Annotated in this window: 16 protein-coding genes; 9 read left to right on the forward strand and 7 right to left on the reverse strand. The window is 63.1% G+C overall.

Going from position 1 to position 13712, the window contains the following annotated elements:
- The first annotated feature begins 50 nt into the window (after nt 1–50).
- The 4 genes from BLU37_RS23360 to BLU37_RS23375 all read left to right on the forward strand — a co-directional run bounded on the left by BLU37_RS23360 (nt 51) and on the right by BLU37_RS23375 (nt 3701).
- A complete protein-coding gene (locus BLU37_RS23360) occupies nt 51–749 on the forward strand; it encodes a CoA transferase subunit A (RefSeq protein WP_010450881.1) in 699 nt (232 codons plus the stop codon).
- A 33-nt stretch (nt 750–782) separates the two neighbouring features.
- Nucleotides 783–1442, forward strand: a complete 660-nt coding sequence (locus tag BLU37_RS23365) for a CoA transferase subunit B (protein ID WP_090209385.1) — start codon at nt 783–785, stop codon at nt 1440–1442.
- A 14-nt stretch (nt 1443–1456) separates the two neighbouring features.
- Nucleotides 1457–2635 carry an acetyl-CoA C-acetyltransferase gene (locus BLU37_RS23370; RefSeq protein ID WP_090209388.1) on the forward strand — a complete coding sequence of 393 codons (1179 nt, stop codon included), beginning with the start codon at nt 1457–1459 and terminating at the stop codon, nt 2633–2635.
- Between the two features lie 277 nt (nt 2636–2912).
- A complete protein-coding gene (locus tag BLU37_RS23375) occupies nt 2913–3701 on the forward strand; it encodes a DJ-1/PfpI family protein (RefSeq protein ID WP_090209391.1) in 789 nt (262 codons plus the stop codon).
- Here the strand turns inward: BLU37_RS23375 and BLU37_RS23380 are convergent.
- The 6 genes from BLU37_RS23380 to BLU37_RS23405 all read right to left on the reverse strand — a co-directional run bounded on the left by BLU37_RS23380 (nt 3685) and on the right by BLU37_RS23405 (nt 9838).
- Entirely contained in the window at nt 3685–4656 is a 972-nt protein-coding gene (locus BLU37_RS23380; RefSeq protein ID WP_090209393.1) for an ABC transporter permease, read from the reverse strand. The two genes, BLU37_RS23375 and BLU37_RS23380, sit on opposite strands and share 17 nt — an antisense overlap.
- Nucleotides 4653–5660 carry an ABC transporter permease gene (locus tag BLU37_RS23385; RefSeq protein ID WP_090209395.1) on the reverse strand — a complete coding sequence of 336 codons (1008 nt, stop codon included), beginning with the start codon at nt 5658–5660 and terminating at the stop codon, nt 4653–4655. The genes BLU37_RS23380 and BLU37_RS23385 overlap by 4 nt, the downstream gene beginning before the upstream one ends.
- Nucleotides 5647–7188 (reverse strand): sugar ABC transporter ATP-binding protein, encoded by a 1542-nt coding sequence (locus BLU37_RS23390; RefSeq protein WP_090209398.1) that lies wholly within the window; start codon nt 7186–7188, stop codon nt 5647–5649. The genes BLU37_RS23385 and BLU37_RS23390 overlap by 14 nt, the downstream gene beginning before the upstream one ends.
- Entirely contained in the window at nt 7188–8174 is a 987-nt protein-coding gene (locus tag BLU37_RS23395) for a sugar ABC transporter substrate-binding protein (RefSeq protein WP_010450896.1), read from the reverse strand. Before BLU37_RS23395 ends, BLU37_RS23390 begins: the two co-directional genes overlap by 1 nt.
- Nucleotides 8175–8343: 169 nt before the next feature.
- The gene (locus tag BLU37_RS23400; RefSeq protein WP_010450898.1) at nt 8344–8775 is read right to left on the reverse strand and encodes a VOC family protein; all 432 of its coding nucleotides are present in this window, start codon (nt 8773–8775) and stop codon (nt 8344–8346) included.
- Between the two features lie 52 nt (nt 8776–8827).
- Entirely contained in the window at nt 8828–9838 is a 1011-nt protein-coding gene (locus BLU37_RS23405) for an AraC family transcriptional regulator (RefSeq protein ID WP_090209401.1), read from the reverse strand.
- A gap of 110 nt (nt 9839–9948) precedes the next feature.
- Between BLU37_RS23405 and BLU37_RS23410 the strand changes: the two genes are divergently transcribed.
- The 5 genes from BLU37_RS23410 (at nt 9949) to BLU37_RS23430 (ending at nt 13316) form a co-directional block, all read left to right on the forward strand.
- Nucleotides 9949–11130, forward strand: a complete 1182-nt coding sequence (locus BLU37_RS23410) for an acetyl-CoA C-acyltransferase family protein (protein ID WP_010450902.1) — start codon at nt 9949–9951, stop codon at nt 11128–11130.
- An 11-nt stretch (nt 11131–11141) separates the two neighbouring features.
- Complete coding sequence (locus tag BLU37_RS23415; RefSeq protein WP_090209403.1) at nt 11142–11996, forward strand: 3-hydroxybutyryl-CoA dehydrogenase; 855 nt, start codon at nt 11142–11144, stop codon at nt 11994–11996.
- Nucleotides 11997–12002: 6 nt separating this feature from the next.
- Complete coding sequence (locus tag BLU37_RS23420) at nt 12003–12629, forward strand: TetR/AcrR family transcriptional regulator (protein WP_090209406.1); 627 nt, start codon at nt 12003–12005, stop codon at nt 12627–12629.
- 103 nt (nt 12630–12732) lie between these two features.
- Nucleotides 12733–12987 (forward strand): type II toxin-antitoxin system HicA family toxin, encoded by a 255-nt coding sequence (locus BLU37_RS23425; protein WP_090209409.1) that lies wholly within the window; start codon nt 12733–12735, stop codon nt 12985–12987.
- On the forward strand, nt 12984–13316 hold the full coding sequence (locus BLU37_RS23430; protein WP_090209412.1) for a type II toxin-antitoxin system HicB family antitoxin: 333 nt from the start codon (nt 12984–12986) through the stop codon (nt 13314–13316). Before BLU37_RS23425 ends, BLU37_RS23430 begins: the two co-directional genes overlap by 4 nt.
- Before the next feature lie 4 nt (nt 13317–13320).
- Here BLU37_RS23430 and BLU37_RS23435 read toward each other — a convergent pair whose 3' ends face one another.
- Nucleotides 13321–13671, reverse strand: a complete 351-nt coding sequence (locus tag BLU37_RS23435; protein WP_172833050.1) for a hypothetical protein — start codon at nt 13669–13671, stop codon at nt 13321–13323.
- Nucleotides 13672–13712 lie beyond the last annotated feature (41 nt).

Consider the following 13712-nt stretch of genomic DNA (forward strand, 5'->3'; position numbering starts at 1 on the left):
CTCTGTTCAAGGCCCTGCGGGCCAACGAACAACAAAAGAGGATCATGCAGATGGCAGGTTTCGATAAACGCGTAGCGTCCTACGAGGAGGCCCTCGCCGGCCTCGAAGATGGCATGACCGTACTCTCTGGCGGCTTCGGCCTGTGTGGCATTCCGGAAAACCTGATCGCCGAGATCAAGCGCAAGGGCACCCGCGACCTCACCGTGGTCTCCAACAACTGTGGCGTCGACGGCTTCGGCCTCGGCGTACTGCTTGAAGACCGGCAGATCCGCAAGGTGGTGGCCTCCTACGTCGGCGAAAACGCCCTGTTCGAGAAGCAACTGCTCAGCGGCGAAATCGAAGTGGTGCTGACCCCACAAGGCACCCTGGCCGAGAAAATGCGCGCTGGCGGCGCCGGCATCCCGGCCTTCTTCACCGCCACCGGCGTCGGCACACCGGTCGCCGAAGGCAAGGAAACCCGCGAGTTCAATGGTCGTCCGTACCTGATGGAAGAGTCCATCACCGGCGACTTCGCCATCGTCAAGGGCTGGAAGGCTGACCACTTCGGCAACGTCATCTATCGCCACACCGCGCAGAACTTCAACCCGCTGGCGGCCACTGCCGGCAGGATCACCGTGGTCGAAGTAGAGGAAATCGTCGAACCGGGCGAGCTGGACCCGGCACAGATCCACACCCCGGGCATCTACGTCGACCGGATCATCTGCGGCACGTTCGAGAAACGTATCGAACAACGCACCGTGCGCAAATAAGCCCCGGCCCCTCGACTTACGGAGAACAAGAACATGGCACTTTCCCGCGAACAAATGGCCCAGCGCGTCGCCCACGAACTGCAGGACGGCTTCTACGTCAACCTCGGTATCGGCATCCCGACCCTGGTCGCCAACTACATCCCGGATGGCATGGAAGTCATGCTGCAATCGGAAAACGGCCTGCTCGGCATGGGCGCCTTCCCCACCGAAGATGCGGTCGACGCCGACATGATCAACGCCGGCAAGCAGACCGTCACCGCCCGTGTCGGCGCGTCGATTTTCTCTTCCGCCGAATCCTTCGCGATGATCCGTGGCGGCCATATCGACCTGACCGTACTCGGCGCTTTCGAGGTCGATGTCCAGGGCAACATTGCCTCCTGGATGATTCCCGGCAAGCTGGTCAAGGGCATGGGCGGCGCCATGGACCTGGTGGCCGGTGCCGAGAACATCATCGTCACCATGACCCATGCCTCCAAGGATGGTGAATCGAAACTGCTGTCCAGGTGCAGCCTGCCGCTGACCGGCGCCCAGTGCATCAAGCGCGTGCTGACGGACCTGGCCTACCTGGAAATCGAAAATGGCGCTTTTGTCCTCAAGGAACGCGCACCTGGCGTCAGCGTCGAGGAGATTGTCAGCAAGACCGCGGGTAAACTGATCGTTCCCGACCATGTGCCTGAAATGCAGTTTTCCTGATGAGGAATGAAGCGATGCAAGACGTAGTGATTGTCGCCGCGACCCGCACGGCGATCGGCAGTTTCCAGGGTTCGCTGGCCAACGTCAGCGCGGTGGACCTCGGCGCGGCGGTGATCCGTCAGTTGCTGAGCCAGACCGGCCTGGACGGTGCGCAGGTCGATGAAGTGATCATGGGCCAGGTGCTCACCGCCGGTGCCGGCCAGAACCCGGCGCGCCAGGCTGCGATCAAGGCCGGCCTGCCCCACGCCGTGCCGGCCATGACCCTGAACAAGGTCTGCGGCTCGGGCCTCAAGGCTCTGCACCTGGCGGCTCAGGCCATCCGTTGCGGCGACGCCGAGGTGATCATTGCCGGCGGTCAGGAAAACATGAGCCTGTCCAACTACGTGCTGCCCGGTGCCCGCACCGGCCTGCGCATGGGTCACAGCCAGATGGTCGACACCATGATCAGCGACGGTCTGTGGGACGCGTTCAACGACTACCACATGGGCATCACCGCCGAAAACCTGGTGGCCAAGTACGACATCAGCCGTGAAGCCCAGGACGCCTTCGCCGCCGCCTCGCAGCAGAAGGCCGTGGCCGCCATCGAGGCCGGGCGCTTCGTCGACGAAATCACGCCGATCCTGATTCCCCAGCGCAAGGGCGACCCGCTGGCCTTCGTCAACGACGAACAGCCGCGAGCCGGCACCACTGCCGAAGCGCTGGGCAAGCTCAAGCCGGCATTCAAGAAGGACGGTTCGGTCACGGCCGGCAACGCCTCGTCGCTGAACGACGGCGCTGCGGCGGTCATTCTGATGAGCGCGGCCAAGGCCAAGGCTCTCGGCCTGCCGGTGCTGGCGAAGATCGCGGCGTATGCCAACGCGGGTGTCGACCCGGCGATCATGGGTATCGGCCCGGTCAGCGCGACCCGACGCTGCCTGGAAAAGGCCGGCTGGAACCTGGAGCAACTGGACCTGATCGAAGCCAACGAGGCCTTCGCCGCCCAGGCACTGTCGGTAGGCCAGGAACTGGGCTGGGACGCGACCAAGGTCAACGTCAACGGCGGCGCCATTGCCCTGGGCCATCCGATTGGCGCTTCGGGCTGCCGGGTGCTGGTGACCCTGCTGCACGAGATGATCAAGCGCGATGCAAAAAAAGGCTTGGCGACCTTGTGCATCGGGGGTGGTCAGGGCGTGGCACTGGCGATCGAGCGTTAACGATCAAGGCCTGAAAAACTGCGGCAACGCCCTTCACCTACAACACCACCCGACGGTGTGGCGAGCAGGCTCTTGTCAGATCGCCGCACCGCTGCCTTGGGGCGCAGAGCGTCCCCAGAACCAGGCAACGCAGTGCATCAGAAGAATGGGGAGCCCGGGTTTACGCCTGCTTCGCAGCCGAGCGCGGGCAAGCCCGCTGGCCACAGGGGGAAGCGATGTTGCGCCCCCGACTGCTATCCTCGACTCATGTGTCCATGCACGTTGAGCGAGCCCCCGCATGATTCTGGTCCTGCTGCCCCATTGCGACTACGACCCTACCGAAAGCAGCGTCCCCTGGCAGTACCTGCATCGAGCTGGCATCGAGGTGCGCTTCGCCACGCCCCAAGGCACGGTGGCTCATGCCGACCCACGCCTGGTGGAAGGCGGCTTCGGTCCGCTCAATCCCCTGCTGATGACGCGCAAACCCGATCTGGAAAGCTACCGTGCGATGCTCGCCGACCCGCACTTCCAGCACCCTCTGGCCTACGCCGACGTCGATCCCGAACAATTCGACGGCCTGCTGGTCCCCGGCGGCCATGCCGAGGGCATGCGCAGCCTGCTGGAATCCAGCGCGGCGCAACAGATCGCCCTGCACTTTTTCAAGACCGACAAGCCGATCGCCTCGGTCTGCCACGGCCCGCTGCTGTTCGCCCGAACCCTTGATCCCGATACCGCCCGCTCGGTATTGTTCGGTCGCAAGGTCACCGGCCTGCTGTCTGTGACCATGGAGCTGGCCGCCTGGCTGATCACCGCCCCCTGGCTCGGTCGCTACTACCGCACCTATCCGCAGACAGTCGAGTCGGAAATCAAGGCCGTGCTGGCCAGCCCCACTGACTTCATCAGCGGGCCACCGGCACTGTTACGTGACTCCGCCAGCAAACCCGAGCGCGGTTTCACCGTTCGCGACGTCAACCTGCTCACCGCGCGCTGGCCTGGCGACTGCCATCGCCTCGCCGCCCAATGGCTGAAAATACTGAAAGAGCCCCGTACCTTACAGGTATCCAGTGGGACTAACGGCTCTCGATGATCCTCCGGCTGACAAAGCTGAACGCCAGCACCCCAAAGATCAGCACACCGGTCGCGACCTGCTGCCAGTAGAAGTTCCAGCCGATCAGCAACAGGCCGTTGGCAATGACGTTGATGAACAGCACGCCCAGCAGCGTCCCCGACACATTGGCCCGCCCCTGGCGATGGAGGGTGGTGCCGATGAATACTGCGCCGATGGCATTGAGCAGGAACGCATTGCCGGACAGCGGCACATAGGCGTTGACCGTCGAGCTGAGCAGCACTCCCGCCAACGCACAGGCCAGGGCCGTGGCCAGCGCCACGCGGGTGACGATGCGCCGTACCGACAACCCCGAGTAGTACGCCAGCAGCGGCTGGGAGCCCTGGGCCAGCAACTCGCGGCCCAGACGCCCACGGGCCAGCAGCAGGCCATAGACCAACGCCATGCCCAGCACGATCCACAATGGCAACGCCACGCCGAACAGGCTGAGATCGGTCAACTCAGGCTTGAAACCCTGGGCGATGTAGATCGGCTGACCGCCGTCGGACAGTAACTGCTGGGCGCTGGTCCCGATGAACAAGGTGCCCAGGGTCGCCAGGAACGGACTGATCCGCAGTCCGGCGATCAACCCGGCATTGAACGCCCCCACCAGCAGTCCCGACCCCAGTGCCACCGGGAGCGCGACAGCCAACCCATGGCCGGCATTGAGCAGTACCACGAAACTGAAACTGGCGAAGTCCAGCGCCGTGCCCACCGACAGGTCGATGCCACCCGCCGCTACCGCGTAAGTCATGCCAATGGCAACGATCGCCAGCAGGACAAAATTGTTCAGCACCAGGCTCCTGAGATTCCCGCCGCTGAGAAAGCCCGGCGCCTGCCAGGCAAAGAACAGGACAATCACCAGGAACATCAGGGGCAAGGTGAAGGGCAACAGCGAGCGCACACCCCAAGTCTGACGCGAAAGCACCTGACTCATGAGCCCTCCCCTCGATTCAATGCGCTGGAAGCTGCGACCACCAGTAGAATCAGCAGGCCTTGCACGCCATTGACCCAGAAACTGGAGATATTCAACAGTTGAAAGCCATTGATCAGGAAGCCGATCAGCAGGGTCGCCAACAAGGTGCCGGGAATACTCGCCACCAGCCGACGGGAGAACACCACGCCGAGAAAGGCGATTGCCACCACCGACAGCAGCATGTCGCCGGAGCCGGTGGTGCTGCCACTGAAGAAGGCCGCCGAGCACAAGGCGGCCACAGCAGCGCACAGGCCCGCCAGCAGGTAGCTGGACAACACGTAGCCTGCCAACGGAATGCCCGCCGCCTGGGCGGCCTGGGAATACTCGCCCACCGCCTGCAGGCGTAATCCGTAGGCGGTGTGCTGAATCAACAGGGTCAACAGTCCCGCCATCGCCAACAGCACCCACGCCAGTGCCGGCACGCCCAGCCAACTGCCGTTGCTGAGCAGGTCCAGCAAGGGTGAGTCGGTGGGTACCACGGTATTTTCGGTCAGTACCAGCTCCAGCCCGGCCAGCACGTTCATGCTCGCCAGCGTCGCCAACAGCGGCGGCAGACGCAGCACAACCACCGCCAGGCCGTTGAACAGACCGACCACCAGCCCGCAACCGAGGGTCAGCGGCAGGCTGATCGGCAGTTCCAGGCCGGCATTGTTCAGCCGGCTGAACAGCGCCGCACACAAGCCCAGGTTGGCCGCCAGCGACAGATCGAGCCCACCGGCAACCACGTTCGAGCCGCCACCGATGATCACGCAGGTCAGACCGAAGGCAAGCACTCCCAGGATCGCCGACTGGCTGAAGACATTGGCGATATTGCCCAGCGAAAGGAAATTCGGTGCCGCCAGGGCAAACCCCAGCAGAATGGCCAGGAACACCCCCACGGAACCTCGTCGCAGCAGCAACACCCACAAACGCCGGGACAGCCCCACCGCCGGGGCTTCGAGATGAAACGGATCAGACCGCGACATCCGCAACCTCCCTGCTCACGGCCAGCGCATCGGACGAGCCGGCACCGGTGGCACACGCCAGCAAGCGATCACTGTCGACCTCACCCGCCTGGAACTCACCGGCGATCTCACCGCGATGCAACACCAGAATGCGGTCGCTGATACCGATCAGTTCCGGCAGGTCCGAAGACAGCACCAGCACCGCCGCGCCCTCTTGCACCAGGCGACCGACAAGGCGATAGATCTCCACCTTCGCCCCGATATCCACACCGACACAGGGCTCATCCAGCAGGTACACGGCCGAACGCCGACTCAGCCATTTGCCTAGGGCGACTTTCTGCTGATTGCCACCACTGAGCTGACTGACCGCAGTCTGCGGCCCGGGAGTCTTGATCGCCAACTCGTCAATCAGCCGCAGGCTCTCTGCCTGTTCACGGCCTCGGCTCAGCAGTCCCCAGCGGCTGAAACGGCGTAGTCCGGCCAGGGTCAGGTTTTCCAGCACCGAAAGCACTGGCGAGACGCCCTGCCCACGCCGTTCCTCGGGCACCAGCGCGATCCCAGCCGCAATGGCCTCGCCCGGTGAACGCAGGCGCAGCAGGCGGCCATGCAGATGAATATCGCCACTGTCGGCGCGGATCACCCCGAACAGGGTCTTGAGCAGTTCCTTGGCTCCGGAGCCGACCAGCCCGGTGAGGCCGACAATCTCCCCCCGACGCAGTTGCAGGTCGATCTGCCGGTAGTGCCGGGCCAGGCTCAATGAGCGCACCTGCAACAGCGGCTCGCCCGGCGTCACCGCGACCTTGGGATACATTTCCCGCACCTCGCGATTGACCATCAGTCGGGCAATCTGTGCGCTGGAGGTGTGCCGCGGCTCGACCACCGCCACATCGCGGCCATTGCGCAACACCGTGACCTCGTCGCACAGGCTGTCGATTTCCTGCAGGTAGTGGGAGATGTAGAGGATCGACAGCCCCTGCCCGCGCAAGCGTTTGATGATGCGCAGCAACTGGTCGACCTCACGCTTGACCAGCGCCACGCTGGGCTCGTCGAACACCAGGATCTTCGGCTGGCGCACCAGCGCCCGGGTGATCTGCAACACCTGGCGCTGGGCACTGTTCAACTCAGCCACCAGCGCCCCGGCCGGGAACTGCAGATCGAAATATTGCGCCAGCAGGCGCTCGGCTTCGCGCTCTTGCCGACGCCGGTCGAGCAACGGCCCACGCCGCAACTCGTGGCCGAAAAACAGCGCTTCGCCAACGGTGAAACTGGCCGGCAGCAACCGCTCCTGATGGATGAACTGCACCCCCAGGGCTTCCACCTGACGGGGCGACAGCGCGGCATGGCGCTGCCCGTCGATGCTCAGTTGCCCTGCGTCAGCCTTGTGGATGCCGGCCAGAATCTTGATAAGGGTCGACTTGCCGGCACCGTTTTCGCCCACCAGGCCATGGATGGTACCGCGCTCGACCTTGAGGCTGGCATCGTCCAGCGCCAGGGTCGCGCCAAAACGCTTGCGCAGATGCTCCAGGTGCAACGCCGGGACGGCCGCCATCAGTCACCCCGCAATTGCTGGACCTGAGCCAGATTGCTGGCGGTGGTCAACAAGGTGGCGACATGGGTTTCCTTGGGCAGGTCATGTTGTCCGGCCAGGTAACGGGCGACATTCTGCACCGCCGTCTTGCCGATCAGCGCCGGTTGCTGCGCCACCACCGCACCGACCGGCGAGTTCGGCTGGCCGAGCAGTTCCAGTACCTCGGGAGTGCCATCGACGCCGTAGGTCTTGATCTCGGTGCGCTTGGCATCGATCAGCGCCTTGCTCGCGCCCAGTTGCGGGATGTCCCAGGCCGACCAGATCGCCGTGATGCTGCCGGCCGGGTACTTGTTGAGCAAGGCGGACACCTGCGAATAGGCATCCTGCACCGTGTTGGGAATCACATCGCGCAGTTGCGGCTCGATGATTTCCAGTTGCGGATGATCCTTGAGCGCCAGTTTCAATTGGTCATAGCGGATTGCACAGACCGGCACGCCATAGAAGCCGTTGAACACCAGGATCCGCCCCTTGCCGCCGGCGTCCTTGATCAACTGGTCGGCCAGGGCCTTACCGGTGGCGACGTTATCCGAAGTGGTGTTATTGAGGCTGTACTGTGACGGCGCGTCGATGGTGAACAGCGGAATACCGGCCTTGCTGATGCGTTTGAGCCAGGGATCGATCACGCTGAGGGTGCCGAGGGTCTGGATTACCGCGTCGGGTTTCTGGGTGACCACCGTTTGCAACTGGGTCACCAGGTTCTTGTCGTTGCGCCCGGCATCGAGGGTAATCGGTGTACCGCCCAGGCGCTTGATCTCATCGACCTGAGCCTGGAACGCCTTGATATCGAAATAGTGGCTGGTGCCGGTCATGCTCACGGCGATACGCTTGCCGGCCAAGGACGGCACGGCATCATCGCCCTCGGTGGCCTGGGCAAGAGTCACCTGGCCCAGCAGCAACGCGGCGCCGAGCCAGACGAGACGGGAAAACGATAAAAGGGTGCAAGGCATACAGGGCTCCGCTGAGCGGCCGATGAAAGGGTTCACCGATCGGCTTTGCACGGCCCATGCCATTAAATCTATCTATAAAAATCAAATAGATACAAAACAAACATGATCTAGAGTCTGTATTTTATTCAACACATCTGTCGAATCACTGTTGCCCAGGCAACAGTGGCGCTCAGGACTGGACCGGCTGCCGGGCGCGCATCACTTCCAGCTCGACCGTGTGCACGAAGCACAGCTTGTTGCCTTCCGGGTCGCGGCAGTAGGCGCCGTAGTAGTCGGCGGCGTAATGGGGCCGCAGGCCGGGGGCGCCCTCGTCACGGGCACCCCACTCCAGGGCTCGGTCCCAGGCAGCCTGCACTGCCGCCTGCGATGGCGCGGCGAAGCTTACCTGCACACCATTGCCCCAAGTCGCCGGCAAGCCGTTGAACGGCTGCTGCACGAAGAAGTGTGGCCACTCCCAGCCGGGCAACCGCCAACCCGCTCCGGGCGGGCCACCATCCTGCTCATCGGCCATGCGTACCAGGCCAAGTTCGGCCAGAACCGCCTCATAGAAGGCAATCATGCGCGGCAGGTCCCGCGCGCCGATCTGGATGTGGCTGAACATCGCGTCGGTCTCCTCCTCGGGATGAATGGATTACCGCGTCAGGGCACCTACATTACGCCTTCTGCCCGCGCAAGCGAAAGCTCCCCGGGCTCTCCCCTGTCCATTGCTTGAACGCGCGATGGAATGCACTCGGTTCGCGAAAGCCGACCTCCTGGGCGATCTCGGCGATGCTCATGCGAGTGCTGCGCAGGCGCTCGAAGGCGATGGTGCGGCGCACTTCGTCCTTGATTTCCTGGTAGGAAAAACCTTCACGCTGCAAGGCCCGACGCAGGCTGGCCAGGTGGATATCGAATTCATTGGCCAGTTGTTCCAGAGTCGGCCAATGGTCATAGCCACACGAGCGCAGGCGCTGGTGGACCCTGGCGCTGAAGCCCTCGCGATTGCGAAAACGGATGAACACCGACTGTGGGGCATCGCGCAGGAACGCATAGAGCGACTTGCGATCTGCCAGCACCGGTAGACGCAGGTATTCACGTTCCAACTCGATCTCGGTCACCGCCGCATCGAACTCCACATAGGCGCCCCACAGCAGGTGCTCGTCGCCATGGGGCGGTCGGGAATGGGCGAACCGCGCGCGGCTGATGGGAATCCGCCGACCGGCCAACCAGCACATCAGGCCGACGATCAGGATCAGGTAGGTTTCAGTGACCACCGCCTGCAGATATGGGTCGCGGGTATCCGTACTCATCACCACCGCGACCCGCTTGCCACGGACCTGGACCTGAGCATGGACATCGCGCAGAAACAGCGCGAAATACTCCAGTGACAGGCCCAGTGCCTTGCCCACCGTCGGTGCCTGGATCAGTCCGCGGCAGATCAGGGCGAAGCTGCCGACGGGCATGCCATGGGAGTCGAAGCCGAAAAACTCGTCACCCAGCTCGCGAGTCACCGCCAGCCAGAGCTGCGCCAATGGCCGGGGCGCAACGCGCTCGCCCAGTTCATCCAGCGAACGCTCGCTGAAACCGGCGCCCTGCAGCAGTTCGGCGACCCGCTGTGGCTGATCGAGAAAGCGCGCCAGCAGGGCCTTGACGAAGTACGACGACACCGAATGTTTTTCTTTCATGAATCCCGGGCTGCGTATGGCAAAAAAGAACAGAGTGACTGAGCAGTTTCGGCATAGGCCGAAGCGATGTGCGGTCCTAGACTCTCACAACGACAAAACAGGAGTGCCCCATGTCAAAGCCCGAAGTGTATATCGTCAGCGCCGTCCGGACAGCCATCGGCACCTTCGGCGGCGCCCTGAAGGACGTGCCCCTGAGCGAACTGGCGACCACTGCGGTCAAGGCCGCCCTGCAGCGCAGTGATCTCGACCCGGCCCTGGTCGGCCATGTGGTGATGGGCAACGTGATTGCCACCGATACCCAGGATGCCTACCTGTCCCGCGTTGCGGCGATGAACGCCGGTATTCCCAAGGAAACCCCGGCGTATAACGTCAACCGCCTGTGCGGCTCGGGCCTGCAATCCATCGTTTCGGCGGCCCAGACCCTGCTGCTCGGCGACGCCGAAGTGGCCATCGGGGCCGGCGCCGAATCCATGAGCCGCGGTCCCTACCTGCTACCCGCCGCCCGCTGGGGTGCGCGCATGGGCAATGTGCAGGCCGTCGATTATATGCTCGGCATTCTCCATGACCCGTTCCACGGTATCCACATGGGCATCACCGCCGAGAACATCGCCGAACGCAATGGCATCACCCGCCAGATGCAGGACGAGTTGGCCCTGGAAGAACAACTGCGGGCACAGCGCGCGCTCGACGAAGGGCGCTTCAATGGGCAGATCGTCCCGGTGGAAGTGCGCAGCCGCAAGGGCACCGAGCTGTTCAGTGTCGACGAACATCCCCGCAGCACCTCGCTGGAACAACTGGCACAGATGCGTACCGCCTTCAAGAAAGACGGCACCGTCACCGCCGGCAACGCCTCGGGATTGAACGACGGCGCCGCCGCCGTGCTGCTGGCCACTGCCTCGGCGGTCCAGGCCAATGGCCTCAAGCCCCTGGCACGACTGGTGGCTTACGCCCATGCGGGCGTGGAGCCGGAACTGATGGGCCTCGGCCCTATCCCGGCCACCCGCCTGGCACTCAAACGCGCGGGTCTGAGCATCGACGACCTCGATGTGATCGAGTCCAACGTCGCCTTCGCCGCCCAGGCCTGCGCGGTCAGCCAGGAGCTGGGCCTCGACCCGGCCAAGGTCAACCCCAACGGCTCGGGTATAGCCCTCGGCCATCCGGTCGGCGCCACAGGCACCATCATCGCCACCAAGCTGATCCACGAGTTGCATCGCACCGGCGGGCGTTACGGCCTGGCAACCATGTGCATTGGGGGCGGGCAAGGCATCGCTGTCATTTTCGAACGGGTTTAAGGACGATCTTCATGAGTATTCAACACATCGCCGTGATCGGCGCCGGCATCATGGGTAACGGTATTGCACAGGTGTGCGCGGTGGCCGGCCTGCAGGTGAGCCTGATCGACGTGTCCCAGGCCGCCCTGGACAAGGGCCTGGCGACCCTCAGCAGCAACCTCGACCGTCAGGTGCGCAAGGCCGTGATCAGTGCCGAGGACAAGCAGGCCGCCCTCGGCCGCATCCGTCTGAGCACCGACTATGCGGTACTGACCAGCGCCGAACTGGTGATCGAGGCCGCCACGGAAAACCTCGAGCTGAAAAAACGCATCCTCAAGCAGGTGGCCGAGGTGGTCGGTGCCGAGTGCATCATCGCCACCAACACCTCGTCGCTGTCGATCACCGAACTGGCAGCCGCCATCAGCCAGCCTGAACGCTTCATCGGCCTGCACTTCTTCAACCCGGTACCGATGATGGGGCTGCTGGAAGTCATTCGTGGCCTGCAAACCAGCGACACCACCCACGCCAAAGCCCTCGCCCTGGCCACGCAGATCGGCAAGACCGCCGTGACCGCGCGTAACCGCCCCGGTTTCGTGGTCAACCGCATCCTCTGCCCGATGATCAACGAAGCGATCTTCGTTCTCCAGGAAGACCTCGCCAGTGCCGAAGACATCGACGCCGGCATGCAACTGGGCTGCAACCAGCCGATCGGCCCGCTGGCCCTGGCCGACCTGATCGGTCTGGATACCCTGCTGGCGATCATGCAAAGCCTGCATTCGGGCTTCGACGAACCCAAGTACCGGCCGGCGCAGTTGCTCAGGGAGATGGTCGCGGCCGGTTACCTGGGCCGCAAGAGCGGTCGTGGCTTCTACACGTACGAGGGCTGAACAGCCATGGCCCGGGCAGCCCTCATCATTACGCCGCAGGCGCCGGAGCAGAAGCCTTCACGCCATCTGGAAACCCGCACGAAAGCCGTGGCTCTGTTTGCCCGGCGCGGGTTCGCCCAGGTCGGTCTGCGGGAACTGGCGGCGCACCTGGGCATCCAGCCGGGGTCGATCTACAACCATATCGAGAGCAAGCAGGCACTGCTGTTCGAGCTGATCGAAAGCCTGTATCTGGACCTGCTCGACATCGTCGCCACGCCGGCGGCGCGGGCCTCGCGTTCAGCGGAAAAACGCCTGGATGCATTGATCGGCGCTCACCTGGACCTGCACCGCGACAAGGCCGATTTCTTCCGCGTCGCGGAGCATGAATTCCATTGCCTGGACGACTCACAGCAGACGGCAGTACTGGAATTGCGCCGCCGTTACGAAAGCCACCTGGTCAAGCTGCTCACGCCACTGGGCCTGTCCCTTGACGAATCCCTGGCCCGAACCACCGTACGCACCTTCCTGTGCCTGCTCAACAACCTGCCGGCCTGGACCGACGACGCGGGTCTGGCGCCCCAGGGGCATCGGCTGCTGATGCAAGGCATTGCCCTGGGAGCGGTGAAAGGTGCGTTGGCGAGTGCCACTCGGTGATGGGCACCTGACTCAACTGGTGACGTAATCATCGTTGCCGGTTGATTTCTTCCAATCGAAAATCAGTTTTCCCTCCTTCAAACTGATATCATTTTTTAATACCATGAATAACAAGCAGCCAAGTACGCTGAGAGCCATCTTTTCGAGGCCGGTTCCCTATACGCTTGAATGGGCCCGTATCGAAAGCCTGCTCATCGCCGTCGGAGCAAACGTTATCGAAGGCAAGGGGTCACGAGTACGTTTCGAGTTGAACGACGTGGTTGTGACGTTTCATAGGCCACATCCGGATAAAGAGGCCAAGCCTTACCAGGTTCGCGATGCCCGGGCCTTTCTGGAGCAAGTCGGAGTCACACCATGAATGTGATGAATTACAAAAACTACGCTGCTCGCATCGAGTTCAGCGCCGAAGACGAGCTGTTCGTAGGCCATATCGCCGGTATTCGAGATGTCGTAGGTTTCCATGGTGAATCGGTCAAGGAGCTGAAAGCTGCATTCGAAGAGGCAGTTGATGACTATCTTGAAACCTGCGCGAAGCTGGGCCGATCCCCTCAAAAACCCTATTCGGGGAAACTCAGCCTACGCCTGGCGCCAGAGCTTCATGCCTCGATAGCCGTCAAGGCGGAGTTGGCCCACAAGAGCATCAACCAGTGGGTTGCAGACGTGCTGCATACCCAGGCCTACAGCTGAACAATCAGAGACAGGTAGCAACCGCCGCCAGCCGTCTGGTACCGATCGGTTTGATCACCGTCGCGTAGTAGTCGACCACCGTGCCCTCGGCCTCGCGGCGGACATCGACGAAGTACTCGGAACCGCGGGTGTAAACGGTCGAGCCACCCTTGTAGCCCGGTTGCAGGTAGGCGGCGGCATCGACGTCGAAGACCTTTTCGTCCTGCCAGGAGAACTGGATGCACTGGGCGACGACATTGTCGGCCTTGGTCGAGGTGAAGCTCTTGGTCGGCCCGGTGCTGCGGCTCTGATTCATGCCGGGGCCCATGCACCCCGCCAATGCCACTGCCGCCACCGCCCCGATTAACATCCGCATGACCGTTCCCTGCTCGAAAAAAGAAGCGACTTTAGCACCGA

The organism is Pseudomonas asplenii, from assembly GCF_900105475.1.
In the GTDB taxonomy this organism is placed as follows: Bacteria; Pseudomonadota; Gammaproteobacteria; order Pseudomonadales; family Pseudomonadaceae; genus Aquipseudomonas; species Aquipseudomonas asplenii.

Excerpts from the sequence above, each read along its gene's own strand:
- BLU37_RS23420 (WP_090209406.1), top strand. The coding sequence starts at position 12,003 with ATGGCCCGGGCAGCCCTCATCATTACGCCGCAGGCGCCGGAGCAGAAG.
- BLU37_RS23360 (WP_010450881.1), top strand. The coding sequence starts at position 51 with ATGGCAGGTTTCGATAAACGCGTAGCGTCCTACGAGGAGGCCCTCGCC.
- BLU37_RS23425 (WP_090209409.1), top strand. The coding sequence starts at position 12,733 with ATGAATAACAAGCAGCCAAGTACGCTGAGAGCCATCTTTTCGAGGCCG.
- BLU37_RS23435 (WP_172833050.1), bottom strand. The coding sequence starts at position 13,671 with ATGCGGATGTTAATCGGGGCGGTGGCGGCAGTGGCATTGGCGGGGTGC.
- BLU37_RS23380 (WP_090209393.1), bottom strand. The coding sequence starts at position 4,656 with ATGAGTCAGGTGCTTTCGCGTCAGACTTGGGGTGTGCGCTCGCTGTTG.
- BLU37_RS23430 (WP_090209412.1), top strand. The coding sequence starts at position 12,984 with ATGAATGTGATGAATTACAAAAACTACGCTGCTCGCATCGAGTTCAGC.
- BLU37_RS23385 (WP_090209395.1), bottom strand. The coding sequence starts at position 5,660 with ATGTCGCGGTCTGATCCGTTTCATCTCGAAGCCCCGGCGGTGGGGCTG.
- BLU37_RS23400 (WP_010450898.1), bottom strand. The coding sequence starts at position 8,775 with ATGTTCAGCCACATCCAGATCGGCGCGCGGGACCTGCCGCGCATGATT.
- BLU37_RS23405 (WP_090209401.1), bottom strand. The coding sequence starts at position 9,838 with ATGAAAGAAAAACATTCGGTGTCGTCGTACTTCGTCAAGGCCCTGCTG.
- BLU37_RS23365 (WP_090209385.1), top strand. The coding sequence starts at position 783 with ATGGCACTTTCCCGCGAACAAATGGCCCAGCGCGTCGCCCACGAACTG.
- BLU37_RS23415 (WP_090209403.1), top strand. The coding sequence starts at position 11,142 with ATGAGTATTCAACACATCGCCGTGATCGGCGCCGGCATCATGGGTAAC.
- BLU37_RS23375 (WP_090209391.1), top strand. The coding sequence starts at position 2,913 with ATGATTCTGGTCCTGCTGCCCCATTGCGACTACGACCCTACCGAAAGC.
- BLU37_RS23395 (WP_010450896.1), bottom strand. The coding sequence starts at position 8,174 with ATGCCTTGCACCCTTTTATCGTTTTCCCGTCTCGTCTGGCTCGGCGCC.
- BLU37_RS23390 (WP_090209398.1), bottom strand. The coding sequence starts at position 7,188 with ATGGCGGCCGTCCCGGCGTTGCACCTGGAGCATCTGCGCAAGCGTTTT.
- BLU37_RS23410 (WP_010450902.1), top strand. The coding sequence starts at position 9,949 with ATGTCAAAGCCCGAAGTGTATATCGTCAGCGCCGTCCGGACAGCCATC.
- BLU37_RS23370 (WP_090209388.1), top strand. The coding sequence starts at position 1,457 with ATGCAAGACGTAGTGATTGTCGCCGCGACCCGCACGGCGATCGGCAGT.